Origin of the sequence: Aquimarina sp. I32.4, assembly GCF_002924285.1 — a bacterium.
GTDB lineage: Bacteria > Bacteroidota > Bacteroidia > Flavobacteriales > Flavobacteriaceae > Aquimarina.
On sequence record NZ_PGUB01000005.1, the window covers coordinates 20209 to 45992 of the forward strand.

Below are 25784 nucleotides of genomic sequence, written 5' to 3' on the forward strand. Positions count from 1 at the left end.
TTGTTTATATACGCAAAAATGGTTTAGACCTCAGAGAACATTCTCCGGGTCTAAACCTATATTTCAGTATACGGTAAGCTTATTTAAGCTCAACCTCTGCTCCAGCCTCTTCTAATTGAGCTTTAAGAGCTTCTGCTTCATCTTTAGCAATTCCTTCTTTGATTGCTTTAGGAGCTTCATCTACTAATCCTTTAGCATCCTTAAGACCAAGACCAGTAAGTTCTTTAACTAGTTTTACAACTGCTAATTTAGAACCACCTGCAGCTTTAAGAATTACATCAAATTCAGTTTGCTCTTCAGCAGCGTCTCCACCACCAGCAGCAGCTCCAGCAACTGCTACAGCAGCAGCAGCAGGCTCAATGCCATACTCTTCTTTTAATATATCTGCTAATTCATTAACTTCTTTTACTGTTAAGTTAACTAATTGCTCTGCGAAATCTTTTAAATCTGCCATTTTCTATCGTTTTAAATAATTTTTTTTTAATGAAAATATAATTGTTAAAAAGTGCGTACACTACTGATTATTATCCTTCTTTCTCAGATAATGTTTTAAGAATACCGGCTATTGTTCCTCCTCCTGACTTTAATGCAGAAACTACATTCTTAGCAGGTGATTGTAATAGACCAATAATATCTCCGATAACCTCTTCTTTAGATTTGATATTAACTAAAGTTTCAAGGCTTTCATCTCCAACAAAAACTGCTTCTGCTATAAATGCTCCTTTCAATAAAGGTTTTTCAGATTTCTTACGAAATTCTTTGATAACCTTTGCTGGTGCATTACCAGTTTCTGCGAACATAATTGAAGTATTACCTTTTAATGTATTTGGTAATTCTCCAAAATCTTTATCAGACTTCTCCATTGCTTTTGCAAGGAGTGTATTCTTAACTACTTTTAATGATACATTAGCTTTAAAACAAGCTCTACGTAAGTTTGAAGTTGTTCCTGCATCCAATCCTGAAATATCAGCTAAATAGATATTAGCATTTTCAGCCAACTGAGCAGTTAAGTCTTCAATTACTAGTGATTTTTCTTCTCTTGTCATAATCGTTTATCTTAATTACCTGCGTAGTTTTTAGAATCAACCTCAATTCCTGGACTCATAGTTGAAGACATATAAATAGACTTTATATATATTCCCTTTGCCGCTTGTGGTTTTAACTTTACTAATGTTGTTAATAATTCTTTTGCATTACCTTCAATTTTGTCGGCATCGAAAGAAGACTTACCTATTGCCGCGTGAACGATTCCTGTTTTATCAACTTTAAAATCAATCTTACCAGCTTTTACATCAGAAACAGCTTTTGCTACATCCATTGTTACAGTTCCAGTTTTTGGGTTAGGCATTAATCCACGAGGTCCTAATACTCTACCTAATGGTCCTAATTTACCCATAACACTTGGCATTGTAATAATCACATCAACATCTGTCCAACCACCTTTGATTTTATCAAGGTATTCATCAAGACCAACATAATCAGCTCCAGCTTCTTTTGCTTCAGCTTCTTTATCTGGTGTTACTAATGCTAATACTTTTACATCTTTTCCTGTTCCGTGAGGTAATGTTACCACACCACGTACCATTTGATTTGCTTTACGAGGATCTACGTTCAAACGAACAGCTATATCTATAGAAGCATCAAAATTTACGTTTGTTATTTCTTTTACTAAAGCAGAAGCTTCATCTAATGAATACGCTTTGTTCTTATCAACTTTTGCGTTAGCTTCTTTTTGCTTTTTGGTTACTTTTGCCATTTTGTAAACTTTTTTGGATTAAAAAGGAGCTTGTCCTTTTACAGTTACACCCATTGAACGAGCAGTCCCGGCAATCATCTTCATTGCAGATTCTATAGTAAATGCATTTAAATCCTGCATTTTATCTTCTGCAATAGCACGAACTTGATCCCAAGTAACACTTGCTACTTTTTTACGATTAGGCTCTCCAGAACCTTTTTTCTGTTTTGCTGCTTCCAGTATTTGAACCGCTGCTGGTGGAGTTTTAATAACAAAGTCAAAAGACTTGTCTGTGTACACATTTATTACAACTGGTAATACTTTACCAGCCTTATCCTGTGTTCTACCATTGAATTGCTTACAGAATTCCATGATATTTACTCCGGCAGCACCTAAAGCAGGTCCAACTGGTGGGGACGGGTTTGCCGCTCCTCCACGCACTTGTAATTTTACTACTTTACCTATCTCTTTAGCCATTTTTCTAATTTTAAATTAGAACTGTTCTGTTATGTGGAAGCAAAAAGAACAATTCTGGATCTATAATGTAACAATTATTATATCTTTTCTACTTGCATATAACTAAGCTCTAATGGTGTTTTTCTTCCGAAAATCTTCACCATCACTTCTAGTTTACGCTTCTCTTCATTAACTTTTTCTACAGAGCCATTGAATCCATTAAATGGACCATCAATAACTTTTACTGTTTCTCCAACTGTGTATGGTATAGCTACATTATCAGTTTTCACTGCTAACTCATCTACTTTACCTAACATCCTATTAATTTCAGATTTCCTTAACGGTACAGGATCTCCTCCTTTTACTTCTCCAAGAAACCCAATAACTCCATTAATAGACTTAATTATATGAGGAATTTCTCCTGACAGGTTTGCTTCAATCATTACATAACCAGGAAAATACACTCTTTCTTTGTTTATTTTTTTTCCGTTACGAATCTGTATTACTTTTTCTGTAGGAACAAGGATTTGAGAAACATAATCTTCTAATCCCATATGAGCGATTTCTCGTTCTATATAGTCTTTTATTTTATTTTCCTGACCACTTACTGCTCTTACTACGTACCACTTTTTGGTATTATCTACTTCAGCCATTTTAATTATTTAAGATTTAACTAAAGCAAAGTAATACTCTATCATATTACTAAATACAGTATCAATACCCCAGATCACCAAAGAAAAAACGACCGAAAAAATGATCACAACCAAAGTAAGCTTTTGTGCTTCTGCCCAAGGGGTCCAAGTCACATGATTCTTTAACTCATTATATGATTCTGCAATGTAATTTATTAATCCAGCCATCTTATTTATTTTTTAAACACTTCAAAATTCAAAACTAAACTTTGAAATTGTTATAAAACCTTTACACGAATAACCAGTATAATGCTAAAAAACATTTACTGGTTTTGCGATTTTTATATCCTATACAAAAGAACACATCGCTTATATTTCCTTCAAAAGTGTTTTCTTAAAAAAAGAAAACACTTAATAAGCACGGGTTGAGAGACTCGAACTCCCGACACCTGGTTTTGGAGACCAGTGCTCTACCAACTGAGCTAAACCCGTAACATAAGTCAAGGCATTTGTTTTATAAACACCTTGACTTTATATTTAGTTGTATTAGTCTAAAATTTCAGTTACCTGACCAGCACCTACTGTTCTACCACCTTCACGGATCGCAAAACGAAGACCTACATTCATTGCAATTGTTTGGATCAAATCTACAGTAATTGTTAAGTTATCTCCAGGCATTACCATCTCTACTCCATCAGGTAAAGCAATATTACCAGTTACATCAGTTGTACGTACATAAAACTGTGGACGGTAGTTATTATGAAATGGAGTGTGACGTCCACCTTCTTCTTTCTTAAGAATATAAACCTCAGCTTTGAATTTTTTATGTGGAGTTACAGATCCTGGCTTAGTGATTACCATTCCACGAGAGATTTGAGTTTTCTCAATACCTCTTAATAGAATACCTGCGTTATCTCCAGCCTCACCTCTATCAAGAATCTGACGGAACATTTCAATACCAGTAATAGTAGAAGTTAATTTCTCAGCTCCCATACCGATAATCTCTACTGGATCTCCAGTGTTTGCAATACCAGTCTCAATACGACCAGTTGCAACAGTACCACGACCTGTAATAGAGAATACATCTTCGATTGGCATTAAGAAATCTTTATCGATCTCACGTAATGGCTCTTCAATCCAAGCATCAACTTCTTTCATTAATTCTAACACAGTATCAACCCACTTTTGTTCTCCGTTAAGAGCACCAAGAGCTGAACCAGAAACCACAGGACCATTATCTCCATCATACTCATAAAAAGAAAGAAGATCTCTTACTTCCATCTCTACAAGCTCCAATAACTCCTCATCATCAACCATATCCACTTTATTAAGGAATACAACGATTCTAGGAATACCTACCTGACGTCCTAAAAGGATATGCTCACGTGTTTGTGGCATCGGACCATCTGTAGCAGCAACTACCAAGATCGCACCGTCCATTTGAGCAGCACCAGTTACCATGTTCTTTACGTAATCCGCGTGACCTGGACAGTCAACGTGCGCATAGTGACGATTCTCCGTTTGATACTCAACATGAGATGTATTAATTGTAATACCTCTTTCTTTTTCTTCAGGAGCATTATCGATAGTATCGAAATCTCTCGCTTCAGATAGACCAGCATCTGCTAATACTTTTGTAATTGCAGCAGTTAAAGTTGTTTTACCGTGATCAACGTGTCCAATAGTACCAATATTTAAGTGCGGTTTGGAACGATCAAAAGTTTCCTTTGCCATAATTAATTTATTTAATCTTAGTTATATATTAGTGTTCAATTTATAAAATCCTGAACCTAGAGCCAATGACGAGATTTGAACTCGTGACCTCTTCCTTACCAAGGAAACGCTCTACCCCTGAGCTACACCGGCTTTTTAATGAGTACAATGAAAAATCAGAGTACCTTCGTTGTTTGTGAAGAAAGAAATCTGATCAATCATTACATCTATGTTAAAAACCCAATCTCAACCAGAAATAATCAAGATTTGCTCTATCTTTTAGAATCGAAAAATGAATCCATATAAGAATTCATTTAACACAAGTTTTATACCTGTTCCTTAAACTTATCATATAATTTATAAAAATACATTATATGACACTCTAAAGAAAATTCATAGAGCGGGAGACCGGGTTCGAACCGGCGACATTCAGCTTGGAAGGCTGACGCTCTACCAACTGAGCTACTCCCGCATTTTAAAGCTTAAAAACATGCTTATCTCTAATACATTTTAACTTCAAAACTTTTAGTGGGGAGAGCAGGATTCGAACCTGCGAAGACGTAGTCAGCAGATTTACAGTCTGCCCTCGTTGGCCGCTTGAGTATCTCCCCAAAATGATAAATTCAATATTTTACTTGACGAACATTTTTGAATTTGAGACCGCAAAAATAGTCATTTATTTTACAATTCAAAATTCTACCTAAAAAGTTTTAAAATTATTTCATTTTTAAAACTTTTTAAGAGCCGATGGAGGGACTCGAACCCACGACCTGCTGATTACAAATCAGCTGCTCTAGCCAGCTGAGCTACATCGGCTTTTCATCATGTTTTAGAACATAAAAAAGTCCGCTATTTCTAACGGACTGCAAATGTATATAATCTTATTTGTTTCACAAAACTATTTTTGAAAAAAAATAATCAAAAATGTGCATTTAATTTTTCTTTACGTTTCCTCAACTGCCTCTCCAATGAACTAACACACTCATCCACACCTTCTTCAAAAGATTTATTGATTTTTTTAATCATAAACTCATCCCCAGGCACGCTTAATAAAATTTCTGTAATTTTATTCTCTTTACCACTTGTATTCATAACTTTTAAAAATACGTCAGCATGAATTATTCGATCAAAATGGTTTTCCAACTTATCCAATTTAGTCTGGATAAAACTTACCAACTTTTGGTCTACATTAAAATTTACGGATTGCAAGTTCACTTTCATAGGTTGTCATTTTAATTTGTTGAACAAAATTTTAAGCTATAAAAGACAAATAATTCTAATCTATAGATTTACTTTTTATTCCTTGGATGCGATTGCTTATACACCTTTGTTAGTTTCGCCATACTATGATGCGTATATATTTGCGTAGCAGCTAAACTAGAATGACCAAGCAATTCTTTTACAGCATTAAGATTTGCACCTTCATTAAGCAAATGTGTTGCAAAAGAATGCCTTAGTATATGCGGACTCTTTTTTACTTTGGAAGATGCCTTACTAAAATAACCATTTACGATGCGATACACAAGTGTTTCATAGATTTTAACTCCTTTTTTTGTCAAAAGCAAAAAACAAGTATCTTCACTATTAACAACACTAGACCTCACCGATAAATACATCTTTAAGGTATCGCAAACCGTAGATAAAAGCGGTAAATACCTCTCTTTATTACGTTTTCCTAAAACTTTTATTCGCTTTTCGACTACATCAACATCACCAACCTTAAGATTCACCAACTCTATTCTACGAATACCTGTAGCATAAAAAAGCTCAACAATCAATCTATCTCTTACACTTTCATAATCTTGGTAATCAGTCAATGCATCTAAAACATTTTCTACTTCTTCTTCTGAAAAAGGTATTTGAAGTTTTTTTGACACCTTTAACGCCTGATGTTTTGCCAAAGGGTTTTTCTCTACCTGCTCTGCTTTTAACAGAAACTTATAATAAGTCTTAAGCGAAGACACTTTCCTATTGATCGTTCTATTCGAAACGCCCTTATCAACAAGATCAACAATCCAAGGCCTAATCTGAACATAAGTAGCTTTTGCTATATCAGAAACACCATATTCCTTTTCATAAAAGCTTAAAAAAGATAACAAATCAGCCTTATACGCAGTGACAGTATGTATGGAGTATTTTTTTTCTAAAAGTAAGTATTCAATAAACTCAGATATAAACATAAAAAAACCGTTAGAAAACAAAAGTATAAAACTTTTACTATCCTAACGGTTAAAATTTATATTGAAAAACGGCATCTCGTCACTTTATCTACATAAAGAAACTCTAAAAAGACATCGTTATTTACCTTTAAATTTCTTCTTGATCTCTTAAGTGCTGAATATATTGTGCTTTTTGAACTTGAGCTCTTCTTTCAACAGAAGGTTTTGAAAACGCTTGTCGCTTACGCAACTGACGCATCGTTCCTGTTCGATCAAATTTACGTTTAAAGCGTTTTAACGCTCTATCTATATTTTCTCCGTCTTTAACTGGTATAATTAACATAGTGCCACCTCCTTTCTTTAGAAATAATTAGGGTGCAAATATAGTACAAAACTATTACCCACAAAGCTTTCCCTTAATAATATTTATTTTTATTTGAGAGACCATACAGAATACCCTCTTGGTGGTGCTTGAATCTTAACCCACTTACCTGCTTGTGTTGTTGGCTGCCAGCTAGAATGCCCCGTATAATCTTTGATAACCTTGCTAGACCAATTCGTTTGAATCCATCTTTCTTGCCATGAATCTGAATTATTTATATACACTACAAGCCCATTACTATCTCCTGATCCATTTCTTCTTGCTATATATTCATCATTATCTGTCCACAGATTTGTTGTATTTCCCTCCGCTAAATTATTATGAATCCAAATTAGGTTATTCATCTTACTTTTATCCAACCAATGCTCATAATCTCTATAAAAAATTGCTGGATACCCTTCATGAGTAAGAATATAAGCGTATGCTAAGATTTTGTTATTGATTATTTCATCTGTATCATGATTTGCCACAAAAGTTACGGCTCTGGTTGCATTTCTTTTCCACAACATATCATCACTAAGCGCATTTAGGTTATTCCCTATAAATGCATCTTTCATTCTATAATAGCATGCAAAATCAAATGCTGACATTTGAGCTTGATCTGTCCACCATGCTAATGTATTTACATTACTATCCCAATACTCTCCAACGGCAAACCCTCCAACTGCCTGATTAAACTCTTTTGCTACCCAGGGCTCGAAGCCTTTAACATAATCAAATCTCCAACCATCAAACTTCATTATGTTTTTATAATACTTAGCTACAGAGTTTGGCTTTTTCCATAACCAATCCTGCACATAGCTCTTACGATGAGACAAATCTGCAAATCCTCCAAAAACACCAGTATCATTGGCATAAAGATCATTTGGATGAAAATCGTATTGAGTTCTTTCAAATAATCCTGACATTGGGTTATAATCTGTATAGGTATTGGTTCCTGTAAAAAGATTCATTTCTAAATCACCACCGCTATTATGATTAATTACAATATCTGCAATTACACTCAATCTATTATTATGAGCAGCAGTAATTAATGCCTCTAATTCTAATTTTGAACCAAATCGGGTTTCAATACTTCCCATTTGATCATATTCTCCAAAATCATAATAATCAAATGGATCATACCCCATAGAAAAGGGCCCGTTTTGTGCTTTACTAACTGGAGGTAACCAGATTGCATCAATACCTACATTACTCCAACCATCAACTTTTTCTTTTACGACATTCCACCATGTACCTCCTGCTGGAACATCCCAATAAAAAGCTTGCATCATCACTCCTGTACCTATTTGTTTTAATGCTTTTGAAGAAATTTTTCCTTGCTGATCGCTTACCCCTTGATCTACTACCTCATCTCTACTACAACTTGTTAGTAAAAAAACAATCACAAGTAATCTATAAAAATTTGTGCTACTTCTCATAATTAATGTTTACATTATTTCTATAACAAATTAGGTATTTTGAAAATATCCAAAATACCTAAAACAACACGCAAACGTTTGCGTGTTAATAAAACTGTAAACATTATTGTTTTTTACTAGTAAAATCTCACATAGATTCATCAATCATTGTATTAGCAAGAAATTAAAAAACATATTATTTGGTCGCTGCTCTGTATTCTTTTTTGTCTATTATTATTTTGGCAATAATCTCTCTTAATATTTCTGAAGTACCTCCTCCTATTGGTCCAAGCCTACTATCTCTAAGTAATCTTGCCATAGGATATTCCTCCATATAACCATAACCTCCAAGCAACTGAAGGCATTTATATATAGCTTCATCCGCAATTTTAGTAGAAAGTAATTTTGACATACTTGCTTCTTTAACTACATATTGTCCTTCATCAAGACGTTTTGCAACTGAATAATTAAATTCTTTACACATTTCTACTTCACTTGCTATATCTGCAACGGTATGTCTTAATACTTGAAATTTGTTTATGGTTTTCCCAAATGCTTCTCTTTCTGAGATATATTGTATTGCATATTCTAATGCATATTCAGTACGAGCATGTGCATTGACCCCCATTATCAACCTCTCGAGAGCAAAATGTTGCATAATATATGAAAAGCCTTTATTTTCTTCTCCCATCAAATTATCGGCAGGAATTTTCACATTATCAAAAGCAATTTCTCCTGTATCAGAAGCTTTCCACCCAAGTTTTTCTAATTTGGTAGCAGAAACTCCTGGGGTATCTCTATCTATTACAAAGATACTTATTCCCTTATTCCCTAGTTCTGGGGTTGTTTTTGCTGCAATGACTAAATAATCACTATACACCCCATTGGTTATAAATGTTTTTGACCCATTAATTATGTAGTACTCTCCTTCTTTTACTGCTGTAGTTCTCATTCCTGCAACATCAGAACCTCCAAAAGGTTCTGTTATCCCTAAACAACCTATTTTATCTCCAGATATACTCGGTCGTAAATATTCTTCTTTAATCCTGTGATCTCCTTCTTTATTAAGATGAGTCATTGCTAAATATGCATGTGCCCACATCGCAGCTGCAAAACCACCTGAATTAATCCTCTGTAATTCTTCAAGAAATATAACGGTATAAAAAAGATCTAATTCAAGCCCCCCATATGCTTCGGGATATGCTATCCCAAAATACCCCATTTCGCCAAACTTCTTCCAAATAAATCGGTCAATGTCTCCTGTCTTCTCCCATTTATCTATATGTGGCGTGACTTCTTTTTTCAGGAACTCTCTAAGGCTTTGTCTAAATAATTCGTGTTCTTCTGTAAAATACATACTATTCATATGATAACTTAACGTTTTTTAGTTAACATATCACTGTGTACAATGATTATCCAAACCACTTAACAAATCTACTTCTAATTAAAGCAAGAATTATTAATCAGAGGCTTATCAGAATTCACAGCAATTTTTTCCGATTCTTAATTTAATGTCAAATATAACTCTATTCTATTTATCTTTTCTAAAGAAAAACCTTTGATTTTTCCTAATTCCTCAAAATTTAAAATCCCACCCCTCTTTTTTATAAAGTCTCTGATATCCAACACCATCTCAAAATCAAAATATGGCACAGCTACTAGTTCTTTTACTGATGCTTTATTAATATTTATCTTTTTTATCTTTTGTGGCGTTTTGACTGTATACATAGATAAAATCTTATTCTTTTGTGAAGCATACACCCCTTCAACATCTTGTAATTGTACATCATCAATAAATTTTCCTAATCTATCTCTATATCGAATAATTTTTATTGCTACAAAATCAGGCAACCTAATATTCTCTACGAGCTCTTCTACAGAAACACTATTTAAATCCTTTTTTTGCCTATATGAAAGGCTCTTATATTTCTTTTTAGTATTCTTAAATCTACCATTAATCTTCTTTTCAGGAAATTTAAATAATGGAGCAATGGCAACGAGTATCGAATCTGGAATTGATGTTACTTTTTTAAAATCAGAAATAGAATTAATCCATTTATTTTTATTTCTGTATGCATGAAGCTTATCTATTTCTATTGTCGAAAGCCCAAGCATGTATCCTTTGTAATCTGAAATAAAATTAGGATTAAAAGGATATGCTTGATATTCCTTTTTTTGTTGAGCGACCTTACATCTCAGAGATTCCACTTGTAATCTATATACTCCTAACTCAGTAAAATTATGTTTCGCACTAAAGACATTTGTATAAAAACAATACCCTGATACACTTACTAGTAGTACCAGGGCTAAAGCAAAAATTCCATTTCGAAATCGTGAATGTATTTCGAAATGGAATCTCTGAGAATTCATAAAAAATACAATTCTTATTTTTCAGATGCTTTTATTGCATCAAAATATCGTCCTAATTGTTTCTTTACTACAGGGAAAAGGAAAATTAATCCTACCATATTAGGAAACACCATTGCAAATATCATCGCATCAGAAAAAGCCCAAATAGACCCCATACTGGCAGCTGCCCCTATTACGACAAAGGTTAGAAACAATAATTTATAAACTAAATCAGCTGCTTTACCTCTACCAAATAAGAATTTCCATGATTGTAAACCGTAGTATGACCATGAAATCATAGTTGATACTGCAAATAGCACTACTGCTATTGTTAAAAATATATTTGAATAAGGGATATATTGCGCAAATGCTTTTGAAGTGATCCCTGCTCCTTGTACAATCTCATTTCCTATCAATACAGCACCACTACCATCCGCACTAACATCTGCTCCGTACTCAAAATAGCCTCCGAAATTAAAGATAATAATCACCAATGCTGTCATGGTACAAATTACTACAGTATCAATAAAAGGCTCAAGTAATGCCACCAATCCTTCACTAGCTGAATATTTGGTTTTTACCGCAGAGTGTGCTATCGATGCAGAACCAGCTCCTGCCTCGTTAGAAAATGCGGCTCTCTTAAAACCTACTAATAAAACTCCTATAATACTTCCTACTCCGATTGCTGTTGGATTAAAAGCTTCAGAAATAATCAATCCTATTGCATCGTCTACTAATGAGAAATTACCAAAGATTATATATAGACAAGCAATTATATACATTACTGCCATAAAAGGAACTACTTTCTCTGTTACAGAAGCAATACGTTTAATTCCTCCTATAATAATAATTCCTACAAGAATTGCCAAGATTATGCCTATCCAAAAACCTGCTCCTGTACTTTCAATCTGTAAAAGTTCTTTTAAAACTACAGTCGCTTGATTGGACTGTGCTGCATTTCCTCCTCCAAAAGAACCTCCTATACAAAATACAGCAAATACTACTGCTGTAATTTTCCCCAGAACCTTAAATCCTTTTTCTTTTAATCCTTTGCTTAGATAATACATTGGTCCTCCATATATAGTACCATCTTCTCCTACATCTCTATACTGAACTCCTAAAGTACACTCTACAAACTTGGTTGACATCCCTAATAATCCGCAGACAATCATCCAAAATGTTGCTCCTGGTCCTCCTAATGCAATTGCTAGAGCTACTCCTGCTATATTACCATTACCAACAGTACCAGAAACCGCAGTTGCCAATGCTTGAAAATGAGAAACCTCTCCTTCTTTAGACTCGTCTCTTATAGTATCTCTTATATCTCCATCTACTATATTAACCTCTGGCTTTCCTTCTATACCATGCCCTTCTACATCATCATATTTCCCCCTTACCACATTAATTGCTTTGGCAAAATATCTAATATTAGGAAAACCAAAATAGATTGTAAAAAATAAAGCACTTAACACCAACAAGATAATAACAAATGGTGCTCCTTTAAAAACTTCAAAGAAGATTATATCAGAGAAAAATTTAGAAATCGGCTTAAAAGCTTCGTCTATTTTCTGATCAAGACCTTTTTCTGTTGTCTCTTGTGCGAATGTTAATAATGGGGTTATAAGTGCTAAAAATGAAAGAAGAATTCTCTTCATGATGTTTTGAGTTAATTGAATTTAAAATTGTTAAGAAGTGAGCAAGATGCTAAAAAAAACACTCGTTTACAATTTTTAAAAGGTTAAATGTTTCCTATCTCCTAAATATCGAACTCTTTATTCAATAGGTTAATTTGTTCTGGACGACCTAAAACTACAACTTTAGAGCCTGGTCGCAATAGAGTGTCTGCTTCAGGGTTTACTATATACTCACCTTCTGGTGATTTGTACCCAATAATGGTACATCCTGTCCTAGATCTCATATCTATTGTTCGAATTGTTCTATCTTTTTTATCATCAAACATATCTTCGAAAGAAATTTCTTCAATATTTATTGATTTTCTCCCTACAATAGAAAGGTTATCCAAAAACTCTATTAAATCAGGAACAACTACCAATGATGCCATATGATCACCGCCTATACGGTCTGGCATAATAACATTATCTGCCCCTGCCAATCGTATTTTTTTATAAGATGCATCCTGAGAAGCCCTACTAATTATTTTAAGTTTCTTATTAATTTGCCTTGCAGATAGTACAATAAATAAGTTATCTGCATCTTCTGGAAGTGTACATATCAAACAAACAGCTTTCTTTACGCCCGCTTTTATTAGTACATCATCTTCTGTTGCATTTCCTTTAAGAAAAAATAATTTTTCATCCTGATACCTTTCTATTACTTCTTCATCTTTTTCGATAATAATAAATGGTTTGTTATAGGCAAGTAGTTTGGCTGCTGCTTGTCTTCCATTACGACCATATCCTATTATTATAATATGGTCTTCTATCTTATGTATCATTTTTTGTATTTTTCGATATTGAACTCTTCTGGGATCATTTTTACTTACAATATATTCTGTGATTACAGATACGGAATATGCAAATATTGCTACACTAGTTGAAATCAAAAATACTGTAAACAACTTTGCATTATCATCTAGAGGCGCTACTTCTCCAAACCCAACGGTAGATAAAGTAATGACAGTCATATATAATGCATCTACCCATGAATAATTAGAAAAAAAACGAAATCCTAACACTCCAATAGCGACTACTATTATTAATAGGATCAAAGCAATGTATATTTTGGGTATTTTTCCTTTGTAAATCCCTATCATAGATCAAATACTGAGGTTCGTTTAGTATACACCAAGTCCTTTAATTTTAACCAAAAAGCTAAATTAAGGTATAAGACAAAGCCTAATCCAACTGTTGCAAATGTGAGGTAAATAAAAAATAAACGCACGTTTTTGGCTCTCATACCAAGTCTATCTGCTAGCCTTGATGAGACATAAAACCCATTGCGTTCTAAAAATTGTCTTAGGTTATAAAGCATATTGCAAAATAAATATATTATCCTAAATTCTATCCACCATTTAGTAAATAATTACCTATTGCACATTTTAAACATGCTTTTTGATCACAATACATAGTCTTAAGCTGAATCATAGCCTGAGAATGCATTGCGTTTTCTACTGGTACTTTTAGTGCTATAAAGTTATCTATGATCCTATTTTTTTCATAAGATACCTGAGAGATTAATTTAAAAACTTCTTCCTCTGAGGGTTTCCCGAGACTCTTAGCATATACAAACTTGATGGGAATAATTGTGTTTATCAATAGTAAGTCAACAAAAGACTTGGTTAGTCTTTTGGTTTTTGATTTTGATTTTTTCTCAAAAGTATAATGGTTTTGCCAAAATCCATTAAGGCTTACATTAAAAAAATCATAGAATTCTTTTATCGTCTGTACACGAATTACTGTATCAAAAAAGTGATGATTTCTAAAATATAACATTGCTAGTTGTGCTAACCGTATGGTAGGAAAATTTGCTGGCCTCAATCTAAAAAAATGAAATGGTAACACCCCTTCTCTCTTGATTTTAAATTTATTTTGCAAGAACAAATATTCTCTTCTTAGTATTTGCACATATTCTTCTTCTGAATCATTCTCCAAAAGACCTGCTTGCCCAAAAAACAAAGCTTCAATATTACTAAGGCGATTTGCACATTTTCTTACTATCGAAAAATCTACTGAATTAGCCAAACTCAAAAAAGCTTCTCCGTTTATTTGAAGTCCAAAATTTTTTGCTAGAAGTTTAAAAAAAACTGCCTCCCAATTATTCTCAGAGTTTTTAAGAAGCTCTAAAATCAAAATAGATTTCTTCTCTAGCCGTTCTACAAACAACCTTTCTTGCCAATTGGTTATCATGAAATCAGATACGGTAGGTAACTGCTTATCGCATTTGATCCATTGTCCATTATTTGTTTGGATAATTTTTTTATAACGAATTAACACCTTCTGATCTATGTAGTCCTTAAGCTGTAATGTAGGTATGATTGAGTTATCTTTTCTGTAAATATCCATATCATCTTCCCAAACCACATGAAGAATTACATTATCATACATAGGATCGCACTCATGGTTATGCACATACCAATCACTGGATTTGATATGAACTTCAACATTACCTGCCCATTTTTGCTCTTTAATAATAAGTCTGGCATTAAAAAAATCTGGCCCTGATTGTCTTGTATTATGTAATCCTACCTGTTGAAGTATTAATTCTTCCCCTTTTGTTGTTTTAAGATCAGTAAGCTCTAGCTTTTTATATTTCCAGAGATACTGAAGAAAATCCTCAGTCATGTTATTTCAAATATTTTTTACTATTGTTTTAGATTGACCTATCTGTTTTACACAAAACAGATGAAATATGCTACTATACATTTTGGGTAGGATAGAAAATGGCAATAACATTGTTAAAAATCAGGTTATGAATGTACTAAAATTTTATACAACTTTTCTAAGTCACATAAATTAATATTGACCAAATAAAAAATAAACCTATAGATGAATTCAATCATTAAATCCATTTTTATATCTGCTCTACCTGTAATTTCTATTTATTTTGCGGTTGATAGCATTATCTATTTAAGCAATTATGGCATATCCTACCGTTATATAGGTAGGTTGCTTATTTCTGGCATATTGGAATACTTTTTGTTTCATTCTTCATAAAACCAATTGCTCGAACTAGTGCTGGTTTAAAAACTCATACTCTAATTATTGCTATTGGTTTTTTGATAAGTATTACCACAGGAGTTTTTACAGAAAAAAACATCAACGGATCACTCCCCTCTATTGGTTTATTTCTAGGGTGGGTATTATATCTAAAATGGTATTCTGTTTTTAATAACAGAAAAAACAATTCGATACTTAGAGTTGGAAATCTATTGCCTGAACTAGAGCTGCAAGATGGCAAAAAAAAACAATATCAACACATCTAGTTTTATAGGGTAACCTTCTATTTTTTTATTTTATCGGGGAAACTGGTGCCCTTTATGTATCGCTCAGGTTAAAGAGATCGCTTCATTATATAAAGAAAAATAAATGTAATACTAATCAGTCCTCAACCTCACCAAAACACTAAAGCTCTTGCAAAAAAGTTTTCTTTAAATTTTAATTATCTCATTGATCAAAACAACAAAGTAGCAAATCAGCTACAAATCCTGTCTAAAAATGGATTACCCATGGGATTACAAACACTGGGCTACAATAAAGATACCGTTATTCCCACAGTGATCATTACTGATAAAGATGGTAAATTAATTTATGTAGACCTTACAGATAACTATAGAGTAAGACCAGAACCAGAAATATTCATAAAAATTATTGACGACCAACTTTTCTAGTTAAAAAACAACCTATTCTTTATGAATTATTAACAAAAAAAAATTACTTAAGGCACTTAAAACGAACTACTAATCGATTTATAGTATGATTAATACTCTTTACTTCTAAAAACTTGTTAATTTGACACAAAAATGTACTATTGGTAATATTTTATGTATTAATGGAAAACTCAACAACGAATTCATTTCTTTTCTTTGTTAAAGAATTAAAGGGAAAACTAATTCTTTTTACAATATAAAGATTGCAAAACCCTAAGCTAAGTTGAGTTTGTGTTAGGTTATTGATGGTTGCCAATTGGCAACCATCTTTATTTTATGCCTCTTTTACTTTTTTCAGACTATATCTTAATTTACAGTAGCATCTACGAGTTTACATCTGGATACATATCGAATTTATTATAAAATGCTTTTCTGAATTTTGAAGAATTAGAATAATTTAGTGTATCCATTACTTCTTTTATAGATATCCCTTCTCCTATGATCATATTATACGATACCTCGAGTCTTTTATTATTAAAAAACTCTAAAGGAGTCTGATTGTGAATCTCCTTAAACATATTAAAAAAATTGGTACGACTCATATGTGCCATAGCCGCTAACTGGTCTACACCAATAAAAGGTTCCTTAAGATTGTTTCTGAGATAATCACTTACTTTATATATACCTCCTACTTGTCCACTATTAATATTAAAAGGATCATTTTCTGTTTCCCATTTTAAGACATCTTTCCAAAATGTTTCTAATAGTCTAATTCCACGAGAAACAAAATATAAATGGTTTTCTATTTTGTCTGCATCTGGTTGCACAATTTGATCAAAAAGATTGGACTGTTTATAAGAAAGGTAGAATTTATGCATATGTTGATGAGAATAGCGAACATAATAATCTAATCGTTCTGCCATATCCCTCTTTTTGATAAAAAAAGGCTCTGTATATGAGCTTTTCAACACAACCATAGTAGATCTTATCATTGCGCCTTTGGGTATAAAAACATGCTCTCCTATTCTTGCGTCCAAGCACCTCATATTTCCAGGGGTATAACAATCAGAATACCTACTTATTATCTGGTTTTTTTCTAACTGATGGTTCAAAGCATATTTACGGAAATGAAGGATAATATCCTTTTCTTCTATGGGTTTCCTAAAATACTCTATATCTACATTGGCTCTGTAATTATTGATCAATAAAAAAACTTCTGGAGATATTTTATAATACAACAAATACCCTTCTCCCACTTCTGGTGGAAAATAAATTCGATCAGAGGAACTACCTGGGTTTAATTGTGACCTAAAATAATCCCTTAGTCTATCAATATCAGCAAAATCAAACAGATATTTACGCATATACTAGTATTGTTTTTACAACCATCTCTTATATAATAGAAATAAATAAAAGAAAATTAATAACATATAAAAACCCCTTTATCAACTTTTCACAAAGTCAATAGAGGGGGTGGTAATTATTACTTAAATATAAAGAATTTATTTAATATGACTTATTACATCATATTTTGTAATAATGTGATGTTTTCCATTTTCTAAAGCTACTAAAACTGCTGGATTACCATTTTTGATGAGTTTTGATATTTCATCAAGCGATGTTTTTACATTTACAACAGGAAAAGGTTCTTTCATTACATTCTTAATAGGAGTACTATTCATATCCTTGTCATCAATAAATGCAGTAAAAAGAGCGCTTTCGTCTATCGACCCTACAAATCCTTCGCTATCAATTACAGGTATTTGCGAAATCTTAAATTTACGCATACGCTCTATTGCATGAGAGACCAATTCTTCAGTTTTCACAGTAATCAAAGGCTGATCTATATGACTTTTTACCAGATCATCTGCAGTATATGCTTCTTCTTCAAGAAAACCACGTTCTCTCATCCAATCATCATTAAACATTTTACCAACATATCTACTACCATGGTCATGATATAACACTACTACAACATCATCTTTGGTAAAGTGTTGTTGTAGTTGAAGCAGCCCTTTTATTGCAGCACCAGCACTATTACCTAAAAACATTCCTTCTTCTTTGGCTAATTTCTGGGTATAAACCGCTGCATCTTTATCGGTCACTTTGGTAAACCCATCAATAACAGAAAAATCTACATTTTTAGGGAGAATATCTTCTCCTATACCTTCTGTGATATATGAATAAATTTCATTTTCATCAAAAATCCCAGTTTCATGATATTTTTTAAATACAGATCCATAGGTGTCTACTCCCCAAATTTTGATGTTTGGATTCTTTTCTTTTAGATATTTCCCTACTCCAGATATAGTACCTCCTGTTCCTACACCAACAATAAAATGCGTAATCTTACCATCTGTTTGTTCCCATATTTCTGGCCCAGTACTTTCATAATGAGCCTGTGCATTTGAAGGGTTATCATATTGATTTACATACCAAGAGTTTGGTGTCTCTTCTGCTAATCGTTTAGATACAGAATAATAAGATCTAGGATCTTCTGGTTCTACATTTGTAGGACACACCATAACTTTTGCTCCTACTGCTCTAAGGATATCCATCTTCTCTTTGGATTGCTTATCTGCCATCACACAAATTAGCTTATATCCTTTTATAATAGCTACCAGAGCAAGTCCCATTCCTGTATTTCCTGAAGTACCTTCTATGATTGTTCCTCCTGGTTTTAGACGGCCATCTGCTTCTGCATCTTCAATCATTTTTAAGGCCATTCTATCTTTTACCGAATTACCGGGGTTAAATGTCTCATATTTAGCTAATACCAAAGCATCTATATCTTTCACTAGAGTATTCATCTTTACCAAAGGTGTATCACCAATGGTTTCAAGTATATTTTTTGCGTATTTCACAAGTATATTTTTAACAACCTAATTTGACATGCGTTTTATTATTGTAAAGATACAATCTAGATTATCGATTGGCAATTTTTTAAAGAGAGAATAACTTGGTACTATTGAAAACGGATAGATTTTGTAGGTGCAATTTTTGATATAATATATGATGGGATCAATAGCATTAGCAAACACAGCATCATAGTTCCCAGATTAAGCAATAACACAAAACTGATATCTATATATACAGGAGCCGTACTCACATAATATGTTTCAGGATTAAGCTCTAACAGCCCATATTTCTGTTGTACAAAAAGTACTCCTATGCCTATAAGGTTACCCCAAAATAAACCTATCAAAATTAGATACGCGGCATTATACAAAAACACTTTTCTAATGCTCCAATCATTGGTCCCTAAAGCTTTTAAAATACCAATCATTGGTGTTTTTTCTAAAATCAAAACCAATAGAGCTGTAATCATATTAATACCTGCTACCAGAATAATAATACCAATAATACCAATAACATTAAGATCAAATAGTTTCAACCACTCAAAAATAGTCATATATTTTAATGTAATCGTTTGACTATCTAATGTAGAAGGGATTCTTTCATAAATTATTTGCCCTTGTTGATCGATCTCATCAAAATTATCAATAAACACCTCAAAACTACCGACTTCATCAGGAGCCCATTTATTCATTTTTATCACATGTCTGATATCTGCAAAAAGAAAAGTTTTATCAAATTCTAAAAATCCAGAATTATAGATCCCTACAATTTTAAAAGCCCTGATAAAAGGCTTAGAATTAGAGACTGCATTTTTTTTCAAAAAATAAGTGATTGCCTTATCTCCTATTGTTAATCCCAAACGATTTGCTATATGAGAAGACAATAAGATTTCTTCATTAAGCTTTCCTTCATAATTAGGCAATCTTCCTTCTACAAGGTATTCTTTAAAATAGTTCCAATTATAATCTTTATCTACGCCTTTGACTACGATTCCTTCAAAATCTAATTCGGTACGTATAAGCCCCATTTTGGTAGCAACACCTTGTATATGTTCTACTCCTTCCAGTTCTTCTATATCAGAAAAAAAGTTCTGACCTAGAGATATCGGCACAAGAGACTCTACACTACTATTATTATCAAAACTAGAAATTAGTACATGACCATTAAAAGCCGCTACTTTTTCTCTAATCTTACGTTGTAACCCTACACTTGTAGCTACTGTAATTAACATCATGACCATACCAATAGCAATTGCAAAAATTGCAATTTTTACTATTGGAGTCGAAATACTACTCTTATCTTCCTTACCTTTGACAAGGCGTTTAGCAATAAAATACTCGAAATTCAAGCTTACCTATGGTTTTTATTAGAAATGCATTCAAAAATACATTTTTATTCCTTTGCATAATTTTTATTTCTTGTGTAAATAGAATAAAAACTACTTCTTCCTCTTCTTCTCAAGAAACAGAAAACTCATTATCTACAACTGATATTGCTCAAAATTTAATAAAAAGCAAAAAAATTATTCTTATTGGTGCTAATCAAACAGATAGTTACCTTCCTTTTTTAAAAAACAAAAAAGTAGCTATCGTAGGTAATCAAACATCAGTTATTTTTAAAGACAGTGTAACTAATGAGAACTACACACATCTTGTTGACTCATTAGTATCAAGAAATATCAATATTAAAAAAGTATTTGCACCAGAGCATGGTTTTAGAGGTAAAGTTGATGCTGGAGAATTAGTAGCTGACGGTAAAGATATTAAAACAGGAATCCCTATTGTTTCGCTTTATGGTAAGGACAAAAAACCATCTAAAGAGGCGTTATCTGATATAGATATTGTTGTTTTTGATATTCAAGATGTTGGTGCTCGATTTTACACCTATATTTCTACATTACATTATGTAATGCAAGCATGTGCAGAAAATGATATCCCTGTTTTAATACTGGATCGACCTAATCCTAATGCACACTACATTGATGGCCCTACCCTAGAACCAGAACATGCTAGTTTTGTAGGCATGCACCCTATACCTCTAGTTCACGGTATGACTATAGGAGAATATGCAAAAATGGCCAATGGTGAAGGGTGGTTAGGAAAAAATATGACTTGTGATATTACTATAATTCCTGTCAAAAACTATACCCATGATTCTTTATATAGCTTACCAATAAGGCCTTCTCCTAATTTACCTAATGACATATCTATTAATTTATACCCTAGTCTTGGTTTTTTTGAAGGTACTACCATCAATGCGGGTCGAGGTACAGAAACACAATTTCAAATCTTTGGTTCTCCTGACTTAACAAAAGAAAAATATGACTATGCTTACACTCCACATCCTAATTTTGGTTCTAAGCACCCCAAGCATAATGAAAAAATATGCTATGGTAAAGATCTAAGAAAAAATAAGCGATTAAATGCTGTTCATCTAGATTGGTTAATTAATGCTTATAAAAATAGCACAAATAAAACACAGTTTTTTAAAACCGAATCATTTACCATTCACGCAGGAACAAAAAAATTGCAACAACAAATCAAACAAGGGCTATCCTCTGATGAAATACGAAGTACCTGGACAGAAGATCTTAAGAGATTTAATCTGAAAAGAAAGCAATATTTAATATACCCATAATATAGTCATAGCATACAAAACCCCTATTTTCAGGGATGTTGGTATATCTTATAATTAATACATTTGCTTATGCTAAAATTTTTACATATTCTTTTTACTTATGGATTACTAGTACTTCCTTTTACTATAAAAGCACAAGTAAATAAGGTAACCCCATCTCAATCAGTAAAAATTACTTCTATAGAAGAGCAAGAAAAAAAAATTGTAGCCGAAGCGTTTACTTTATATAATCAAAGGAGTAACAAAACCTATAAAACAGCTAAAAAGCTTCTTCGAACCTTAAAAACAAAAAAGTCATTAATTAATGTGAATCTGTTATTAGCATATCACTTTAAAAGAAAAACCTTAATAGATTCTTCTATATACTTTGTAAATAAATCATTACAATATAAATTAAGTAATGATTCTTTACAAGCCAGAAAACTATCCCTCGCTTACAACATATTAGCTATTAATTACAAAAATAAAGGGCTATTACAAGAGAGTAAAAAATGGCATCTAAAAGGAATAGAATCCGCAGACAAATTCAACGAAAAAAACCTATACTACACCCATACTCACGGGCTTGCACATACATATACTAAACTAGGTGATTTAAAAAAATCTCTAGAACTTTTTAAAAAATGTCTTCAATACAAAGGTGATAAAGAAATAACATATGGCAGTTACATCAATATAGCCACTATTTATTCAGAGATTAAAGATTTTGAATCTTCTGATAAGTACTTAAAAAAAGGGCTTGATCTCGCAAAAAAAAATAATGATATCAATGCATATGCTTATATTACTCATGGCCTGGCATCAAATGCAAGAGAACAAGACAAGCTTGATTTAGCAATATCTCTTTACAATCAAACCATTGAAGCTGCAAAAGAGCTTAACCTTAACCAACTCGGTTTAACCGCAAAAATTGATATCGGAAACTTATTAATCTCTTCCAAAAAATACAAAGAAGCTGAAATTATATTTACCACTGCATTAAATGATGCTATCAAACTTGGTTATTTGGGGCATTTGTCTACTATTTATGAAAATCTTCAAAGAATCTCAAGACTACAGGAAAATTATAAAAGTGCTTTATATTTTGCTACCAAAAATTTTAGTATCAAAGATTCTATTAATAAACTACAAAAAGATAAAGAAATTAATGAGCTAGAGGTAAGATATCAAACCCTTCAAAAAGAAAAAGAAATTAAATTTTTGCAGATTGAAAATACCAATCGCTCTCTAGATGTAAAACATCAACAAGAAACGATCAAAAACCTACAATTACAGCAAGAAGTGCAAAAAAAAGAAAATGAAAATAGGATTTTGTCATATCATAATGCTACAGAAAAAAAACATAATGAAATTACTTTATTAAAAAAAGATCAAGAGATTCAAGAATCTAAACTAGAAAGACAAAAAAGTATTAAAAATATTTTCCTTTATTCTTTTTTAATTCTACTTGTACCTGTTATTGGACTATTATTTACTTACTATCAAAAATTACAGGCTCAAAGTGAACTGAATAAAAAGCAAGAAGAAATAAGCAAACAAAAAATTTCGAGCTTACTAAAAGATCAAGAATTAAAACTTATAAAGGCTTCTATAAAAGGGCAAGACAAAGAGAGAAAACGTATTGCGCTAGAGTTACATGATAGTATTGGAGGAAATCTAGCTGCTATAAAACTACAGCTCAATAACACTCTAATCAATAGCAACAAACAACCTCTAAAAATTATTAACTCTCAAATTGATGATACGTATCAACAGGTTCGAAATTTATCTCATAACTTAGTCCCTAAAAAATTTAGTAAAAATAATTTTTGTGATGTTCTAGAAGAATATTTAAATAATATAGGCGGAGCAACTAGCCTAACTACTTCGTTTAATGCATACCCAAGAAAAAAGGTAGATATTTTGAATGAAGTTTTGCAAAGTGAAATTTTTAAAATTATCCAAGAATTAATTACCAATACAATCAAACATGCTAAAGCATCTTCTATAGAATTACAATTAAATTTGGTTGAAAATGTATTAAATGTATTATTTGAAGATAATGGAGTAGGTTTTAATATAAAAAACAATGGCTCTGGAATTGGTTTTGAAAACATAAAGAGTAGATTAGAAAAAGTATCTGGATCCTTACATATTGATTCTAGAATCCATAGAGGCACTATAATAGATATAGAAATACCAACATTAATAACAATTAATAATAATGAAATATAACCTGATAATAGCCGATGACCATAAAATGTTTTTAGATGGTCTCCTAAGTATTCTAAACTCTGAAAAAGATTACAATATCTTACTAACTGCCAAAGATGGTAAACATATTGCAAAATATCTAGAGATCAACCCTGATGAAAAGATAGATCTTATCATAACAGACATCTCTATGCCTGAAATGGATGGAATATCTCTAAATAAGATAGTAAAAGAAAGAAACAAGAGCACAAAAACTCTGGTAGTTAGCATGCACACTGATGCTGAAATGATTGACAATCTTATTGAGCATGATGTTGATGGTTATGTACCTAAAAATGCAGAAAAAGAAGAACTCTTAAAAGCTATAAAGACGATATTGGGTGGAGAGAAATATTTTTCTAAAGAAATAAAAAACATATATCTCGAAAATAAATTTTCTAAGAAGAAACAAGAAGAAATCAAATTAACACAACGAGAAATAGATGTTATTACACTTATAGCTCAAGAGTTTACTACACAAGAAATTGCTGATCAGTTATTCTTAAGTAAACATACAATAGAAAGTTATAGAAAAAATCTAATAGCCAAACTCAATGTAAGAAACCTTGCAGGATTGACGAAATATGCAATAAAAATGAAGTACATAAAGTCATAAAAAAGTTACTTATTGTGGTACATTACTGCACTTTTCTTAAGTTAACAAACTATAAAATAACTCCTAAAAAGGCATAGTTTTTTCAGGATCAGGAAACCTATTTTTATCATTAAATAATTAGAGGTTTCTTTTTATTCCATACTTCTAGATAAAATACACGGATAGCAAGCGATGCTATCCCTGAGTTTTATTTCTTAACCGAACCAAAAATAATTCAATTGAGATCAAAGTAATTTTGTATAAGAACTGGTGTTATTCAAAAAGATATTAGAGATTAATATTTTTTCACTTACAAAAATTAATATTCATACTCTTATCGTCAGGATGTAAGAAAAAGCGTAGATACATATGCTTTATATCTTATTTATCTTCTTCCAAATCCGTCTCCCATACGATAACTCAAAACAATACCATGTGTATTATTAATAGGAGTATCTCGTAGCGTACGATTGTAATTATAAAGTAGTCGCAAATGGTTTGACACATAAAACCCTGCTAGAAAATTCATTGATGTACTCGTTCTGTACCCAGCTCCAACTTCTATTTTATTTTTGTAATTTATCGTTGTATTAAAATCAGCTTGAACAGGAGCTCCTGATACATGTTTGATCAAGATACTTGGAGTGATCAAAATCTCTTCAAAACGAGTCGCAAAAAAACGATATCCCGCATATGCATAAAAAGGGCTTTTGATATTAATATTATTTTCTGAAGATAATGAACCTCCCAATAAATTAGGAGCAGAAATACCTGCATAGAGATGCTCTCTATTATATAAAATACCAGCTCCCAAAGTAGGAACAACTGTATTAATATTATTTGCAAAATTAGGATCATTCTGAATACCTAATTCTAGTAAATTCTCATCATAAAGCATCACTCCTCCCGTAATCCCAAAAGAAAGGACATTAGGATTGTAAGACCACCATCTTGCTTTATTATAATTATGATCAAAAACCAACTTATAAGAATATGATGCAAATAAATTTGTTGCCGTAGTAACTCCTACTTGATCACTAATAACTCCTACTCCTAACCCCATATTCCTAGAGTTTAACGATGAATTAAATGTCAATCCTATATTTCTAGGGCTACCTTCTATATGGTTTAAATACCCTCTATTGGTTATAGTAACATCAGCATCTGGATAAAACCCTGCATGAGCTGGATTTATCACGACCGTATTGTAATTATAATTTGCAAAGACAGGTGTTTGCTGCCCTAAGATTGGACATAAGAATCCCATTAATAGCGTTACTGCTATTATTACATACACTTTTTTCATCAG

At 32.3% G+C, this 25784-nt stretch carries 26 protein-coding genes and 5 tRNA genes; 5 read left to right on the top strand and 26 right to left on the bottom strand.

From position 1 onward, the window contains the following. Positions 1 to 79 precede the first annotated feature (79 nt). From rplL to CVD18_RS01855, 22 genes are all read right to left on the bottom strand, one after another. Positions 80 to 454, bottom strand: a complete 375-nt coding sequence (gene rplL / locus CVD18_RS01750) for a 50S ribosomal protein L7/L12 (protein WP_103863727.1) — start codon at positions 452 to 454, stop codon at positions 80 to 82. 70 nt (positions 455 to 524) lie between these two features. Further along, positions 525 to 1046, bottom strand: a complete 522-nt coding sequence (rplJ, locus tag CVD18_RS01755; protein ID WP_103863728.1) for a 50S ribosomal protein L10 — start codon at positions 1044 to 1046, stop codon at positions 525 to 527. Positions 1047 to 1057: 11 nt separating this feature from the next. Continuing rightward, positions 1058 to 1756, bottom strand: coding sequence for a 50S ribosomal protein L1 (gene rplA / locus CVD18_RS01760; protein ID WP_103863729.1), 699 nt, complete (start codon positions 1754 to 1756; stop codon positions 1058 to 1060). Positions 1757 to 1774: 18 nt separating this feature from the next. Continuing rightward, complete coding sequence (gene rplK, locus CVD18_RS01765) at positions 1775 to 2212, bottom strand: 50S ribosomal protein L11 (RefSeq protein ID WP_103863730.1); 438 nt, start codon at positions 2210 to 2212, stop codon at positions 1775 to 1777. Between the two features lie 77 nt (positions 2213 to 2289). After that, positions 2290 to 2844 carry a transcription termination/antitermination protein NusG gene (gene nusG / locus CVD18_RS01770; protein ID WP_103863731.1) on the bottom strand — a complete coding sequence of 185 codons (555 nt, stop codon included), beginning with the start codon at positions 2842 to 2844 and terminating at the stop codon, positions 2290 to 2292. Between the two features lie 9 nt (positions 2845 to 2853). Further along, complete coding sequence (gene secE, locus CVD18_RS01775) at positions 2854 to 3051, bottom strand: preprotein translocase subunit SecE (protein ID WP_103863732.1); 198 nt, start codon at positions 3049 to 3051, stop codon at positions 2854 to 2856. Between the two features lie 191 nt (positions 3052 to 3242). Further along, positions 3243 to 3315: transfer RNA gene (locus CVD18_RS01780), tRNA-Trp, on the bottom strand. Between the two features lie 54 nt (positions 3316 to 3369). After that, a complete protein-coding gene (tuf, locus tag CVD18_RS01785) occupies positions 3370 to 4557 on the bottom strand; it encodes an elongation factor Tu (protein ID WP_103863733.1) in 1188 nt (395 codons plus the stop codon). A gap of 60 nt (positions 4558 to 4617) precedes the next feature. Further along, positions 4618 to 4689: transfer RNA gene (locus CVD18_RS01790), tRNA-Thr, on the bottom strand. A 246-nt stretch (positions 4690 to 4935) separates the two neighbouring features. Continuing rightward, a tRNA-Gly gene (locus tag CVD18_RS01795) sits at positions 4936 to 5008 on the bottom strand. 57 nt (positions 5009 to 5065) lie between these two features. Beyond that, positions 5066 to 5147, bottom strand: a tRNA-Tyr gene (locus CVD18_RS01800). Between the two features lie 131 nt (positions 5148 to 5278). Then, positions 5279 to 5352, bottom strand: a tRNA-Thr gene (locus CVD18_RS01805). 102 nt (positions 5353 to 5454) lie between these two features. Continuing rightward, positions 5455 to 5757 carry a ribosome hibernation-promoting factor, HPF/YfiA family gene (gene hpf, locus CVD18_RS01810; RefSeq protein ID WP_103863734.1) on the bottom strand — a complete coding sequence of 101 codons (303 nt, stop codon included), beginning with the start codon at positions 5755 to 5757 and terminating at the stop codon, positions 5455 to 5457. A 68-nt stretch (positions 5758 to 5825) separates the two neighbouring features. Then, positions 5826 to 6716: a tyrosine-type recombinase/integrase gene (locus CVD18_RS01815; RefSeq protein WP_103863735.1), complete on the bottom strand. Its 891-nt coding sequence runs from the start codon at positions 6714 to 6716 to the stop codon at positions 5826 to 5828. Between the two features lie 127 nt (positions 6717 to 6843). After that, positions 6844 to 7038: a 30S ribosomal protein S21 gene (gene rpsU, locus CVD18_RS01820; RefSeq protein ID WP_103863736.1), complete on the bottom strand. Its 195-nt coding sequence runs from the start codon at positions 7036 to 7038 to the stop codon at positions 6844 to 6846. Positions 7039 to 7127: 89 nt separating this feature from the next. Next, complete coding sequence (locus CVD18_RS01825) at positions 7128 to 8498, bottom strand: alpha-amylase (protein ID WP_103863737.1); 1371 nt, start codon at positions 8496 to 8498, stop codon at positions 7128 to 7130. A gap of 175 nt (positions 8499 to 8673) precedes the next feature. After that, positions 8674 to 9843 carry an acyl-CoA dehydrogenase family protein gene (locus CVD18_RS01830; protein ID WP_103863738.1) on the bottom strand — a complete coding sequence of 390 codons (1170 nt, stop codon included), beginning with the start codon at positions 9841 to 9843 and terminating at the stop codon, positions 8674 to 8676. Between the two features lie 137 nt (positions 9844 to 9980). Then, positions 9981 to 10685: a helix-hairpin-helix domain-containing protein gene (locus tag CVD18_RS01835; protein WP_158250368.1), complete on the bottom strand. Its 705-nt coding sequence runs from the start codon at positions 10683 to 10685 to the stop codon at positions 9981 to 9983. Positions 10686 to 10861: 176 nt separating this feature from the next. After that, positions 10862 to 12481, bottom strand: coding sequence for a sodium:alanine symporter family protein (locus tag CVD18_RS01840; RefSeq protein WP_103863740.1), 1620 nt, complete (start codon positions 12479 to 12481; stop codon positions 10862 to 10864). 101 nt (positions 12482 to 12582) lie between these two features. Beyond that, complete coding sequence (locus tag CVD18_RS01845) at positions 12583 to 13599, bottom strand: TrkA family potassium uptake protein (RefSeq protein ID WP_103863741.1); 1017 nt, start codon at positions 13597 to 13599, stop codon at positions 12583 to 12585. Further along, positions 13596 to 13817: a PspC family transcriptional regulator gene (locus tag CVD18_RS23035; RefSeq protein WP_103863742.1), complete on the bottom strand. Its 222-nt coding sequence runs from the start codon at positions 13815 to 13817 to the stop codon at positions 13596 to 13598. The genes CVD18_RS01845 and CVD18_RS23035 overlap by 4 nt, the downstream gene beginning before the upstream one ends. A 29-nt stretch (positions 13818 to 13846) precedes the next feature. Beyond that, the gene (locus CVD18_RS01855; RefSeq protein WP_103863743.1) at positions 13847 to 15127 is read right to left on the bottom strand and encodes a DUF2851 family protein; all 1281 of its coding nucleotides are present in this window, start codon (positions 15125 to 15127) and stop codon (positions 13847 to 13849) included. A gap of 434 nt (positions 15128 to 15561) precedes the next feature. Here CVD18_RS01855 and CVD18_RS01860 point away from each other — a divergent pair, with 434 nt between their 5' ends. Together CVD18_RS01860 and CVD18_RS01865 are read left to right on the top strand one after the other, a co-directional pair. Next, entirely contained in the window at positions 15562 to 15768 is a 207-nt protein-coding gene (locus tag CVD18_RS01860; RefSeq protein ID WP_103863744.1) for a hypothetical protein, read from the top strand. Between the two features lie 108 nt (positions 15769 to 15876). Next, entirely contained in the window at positions 15877 to 16173 is a 297-nt protein-coding gene (locus CVD18_RS01865; protein WP_255409408.1) for a redoxin domain-containing protein, read from the top strand. A gap of 362 nt (positions 16174 to 16535) precedes the next feature. On the opposite strand, the gene CVD18_RS01870 is transcribed toward CVD18_RS01865, so the two are convergent. The 3 genes from CVD18_RS01870 to CVD18_RS01880 form a co-directional block, all read right to left on the bottom strand. After that, positions 16536 to 17516, bottom strand: coding sequence for an AraC family transcriptional regulator (locus CVD18_RS01870; RefSeq protein WP_103863746.1), 981 nt, complete (start codon positions 17514 to 17516; stop codon positions 16536 to 16538). A 138-nt stretch (positions 17517 to 17654) separates the two neighbouring features. Continuing rightward, positions 17655 to 19016: a pyridoxal-phosphate dependent enzyme gene (locus tag CVD18_RS01875; protein WP_103863747.1), complete on the bottom strand. Its 1362-nt coding sequence runs from the start codon at positions 19014 to 19016 to the stop codon at positions 17655 to 17657. A 101-nt stretch (positions 19017 to 19117) separates the two neighbouring features. Continuing rightward, positions 19118 to 20359: an FtsX-like permease family protein gene (locus CVD18_RS01880; protein WP_103863748.1), complete on the bottom strand. Its 1242-nt coding sequence runs from the start codon at positions 20357 to 20359 to the stop codon at positions 19118 to 19120. Positions 20360 to 20367: 8 nt separating this feature from the next. Here CVD18_RS01880 and CVD18_RS01885 point away from each other — a divergent pair, with 8 nt between their 5' ends. From CVD18_RS01885 to CVD18_RS01895, 3 genes are all read left to right on the top strand, one after another. After that, positions 20368 to 21648, top strand: coding sequence for an exo-beta-N-acetylmuramidase NamZ domain-containing protein (locus tag CVD18_RS01885; RefSeq protein ID WP_103863749.1), 1281 nt, complete (start codon positions 20368 to 20370; stop codon positions 21646 to 21648). 69 nt (positions 21649 to 21717) lie between these two features. Continuing rightward, entirely contained in the window at positions 21718 to 23862 is a 2145-nt protein-coding gene (locus CVD18_RS01890; RefSeq protein WP_103863750.1) for a tetratricopeptide repeat-containing sensor histidine kinase, read from the top strand. Further along, entirely contained in the window at positions 23852 to 24496 is a 645-nt protein-coding gene (locus CVD18_RS01895; protein ID WP_103863751.1) for a response regulator transcription factor, read from the top strand. The genes CVD18_RS01890 and CVD18_RS01895 overlap by 11 nt, the downstream gene beginning before the upstream one ends. A gap of 364 nt (positions 24497 to 24860) precedes the next feature. On the opposite strand, the gene CVD18_RS01900 is transcribed toward CVD18_RS01895, so the two are convergent. Further along, complete coding sequence (locus CVD18_RS01900) at positions 24861 to 25781, bottom strand: type IX secretion system membrane protein PorP/SprF (protein ID WP_103863752.1); 921 nt, start codon at positions 25779 to 25781, stop codon at positions 24861 to 24863. Positions 25782 to 25784 lie beyond the last annotated feature (3 nt).

What these genes read in the sequence shown, in the direction of transcription:
- rplL (WP_103863727.1), bottom strand. Translation starts at nt 454, where the DNA reads ATGGCAGATTTAAAAGATTTCGCAGAGCAATTAGTTAACTTAACAGTA.
- rplJ (WP_103863728.1), bottom strand. Translation starts at nt 1,046, where the DNA reads ATGACAAGAGAAGAAAAATCACTAGTAATTGAAGACTTAACTGCTCAG.
- rplA (WP_103863729.1), bottom strand. Translation starts at nt 1,756, where the DNA reads ATGGCAAAAGTAACCAAAAAGCAAAAAGAAGCTAACGCAAAAGTTGAT.
- rplK (WP_103863730.1), bottom strand. Translation starts at nt 2,212, where the DNA reads ATGGCTAAAGAGATAGGTAAAGTAGTAAAATTACAAGTGCGTGGAGGA.
- nusG (WP_103863731.1), bottom strand. Translation starts at nt 2,844, where the DNA reads ATGGCTGAAGTAGATAATACCAAAAAGTGGTACGTAGTAAGAGCAGTA.
- secE (WP_103863732.1), bottom strand. Translation starts at nt 3,051, where the DNA reads ATGGCTGGATTAATAAATTACATTGCAGAATCATATAATGAGTTAAAG.
- tuf (WP_103863733.1), bottom strand. Translation starts at nt 4,557, where the DNA reads ATGGCAAAGGAAACTTTTGATCGTTCCAAACCGCACTTAAATATTGGT.
- hpf (WP_103863734.1), bottom strand. Translation starts at nt 5,757, where the DNA reads ATGAAAGTGAACTTGCAATCCGTAAATTTTAATGTAGACCAAAAGTTG.
- CVD18_RS01815 (WP_103863735.1), bottom strand. Translation starts at nt 6,716, where the DNA reads ATGTTTATATCTGAGTTTATTGAATACTTACTTTTAGAAAAAAAATAC.
- rpsU (WP_103863736.1), bottom strand. Translation starts at nt 7,038, where the DNA reads ATGTTAATTATACCAGTTAAAGACGGAGAAAATATAGATAGAGCGTTA.
- CVD18_RS01825 (WP_103863737.1), bottom strand. Translation starts at nt 8,498, where the DNA reads ATGAGAAGTAGCACAAATTTTTATAGATTACTTGTGATTGTTTTTTTA.
- CVD18_RS01830 (WP_103863738.1), bottom strand. Translation starts at nt 9,843, where the DNA reads ATGAATAGTATGTATTTTACAGAAGAACACGAATTATTTAGACAAAGC.
- CVD18_RS01840 (WP_103863740.1), bottom strand. Translation starts at nt 12,481, where the DNA reads ATGAAGAGAATTCTTCTTTCATTTTTAGCACTTATAACCCCATTATTA.
- CVD18_RS01845 (WP_103863741.1), bottom strand. Translation starts at nt 13,599, where the DNA reads ATGATAGGGATTTACAAAGGAAAAATACCCAAAATATACATTGCTTTG.
- CVD18_RS23035 (WP_103863742.1), bottom strand. Translation starts at nt 13,817, where the DNA reads ATGCTTTATAACCTAAGACAATTTTTAGAACGCAATGGGTTTTATGTC.
- CVD18_RS01855 (WP_103863743.1), bottom strand. Translation starts at nt 15,127, where the DNA reads ATGACTGAGGATTTTCTTCAGTATCTCTGGAAATATAAAAAGCTAGAG.
- CVD18_RS01870 (WP_103863746.1), bottom strand. Translation starts at nt 17,516, where the DNA reads ATGCGTAAATATCTGTTTGATTTTGCTGATATTGATAGACTAAGGGAT.
- CVD18_RS01885 (WP_103863749.1), top strand. Translation starts at nt 20,368, where the DNA reads ATGGTTTTTATTAGAAATGCATTCAAAAATACATTTTTATTCCTTTGC.
- CVD18_RS01890 (WP_103863750.1), top strand. Translation starts at nt 21,718, where the DNA reads ATGCTAAAATTTTTACATATTCTTTTTACTTATGGATTACTAGTACTT.
- CVD18_RS01895 (WP_103863751.1), top strand. Translation starts at nt 23,852, where the DNA reads ATGAAATATAACCTGATAATAGCCGATGACCATAAAATGTTTTTAGAT.
- CVD18_RS01900 (WP_103863752.1), bottom strand. Translation starts at nt 25,781, where the DNA reads ATGAAAAAAGTGTATGTAATAATAGCAGTAACGCTATTAATGGGATTC.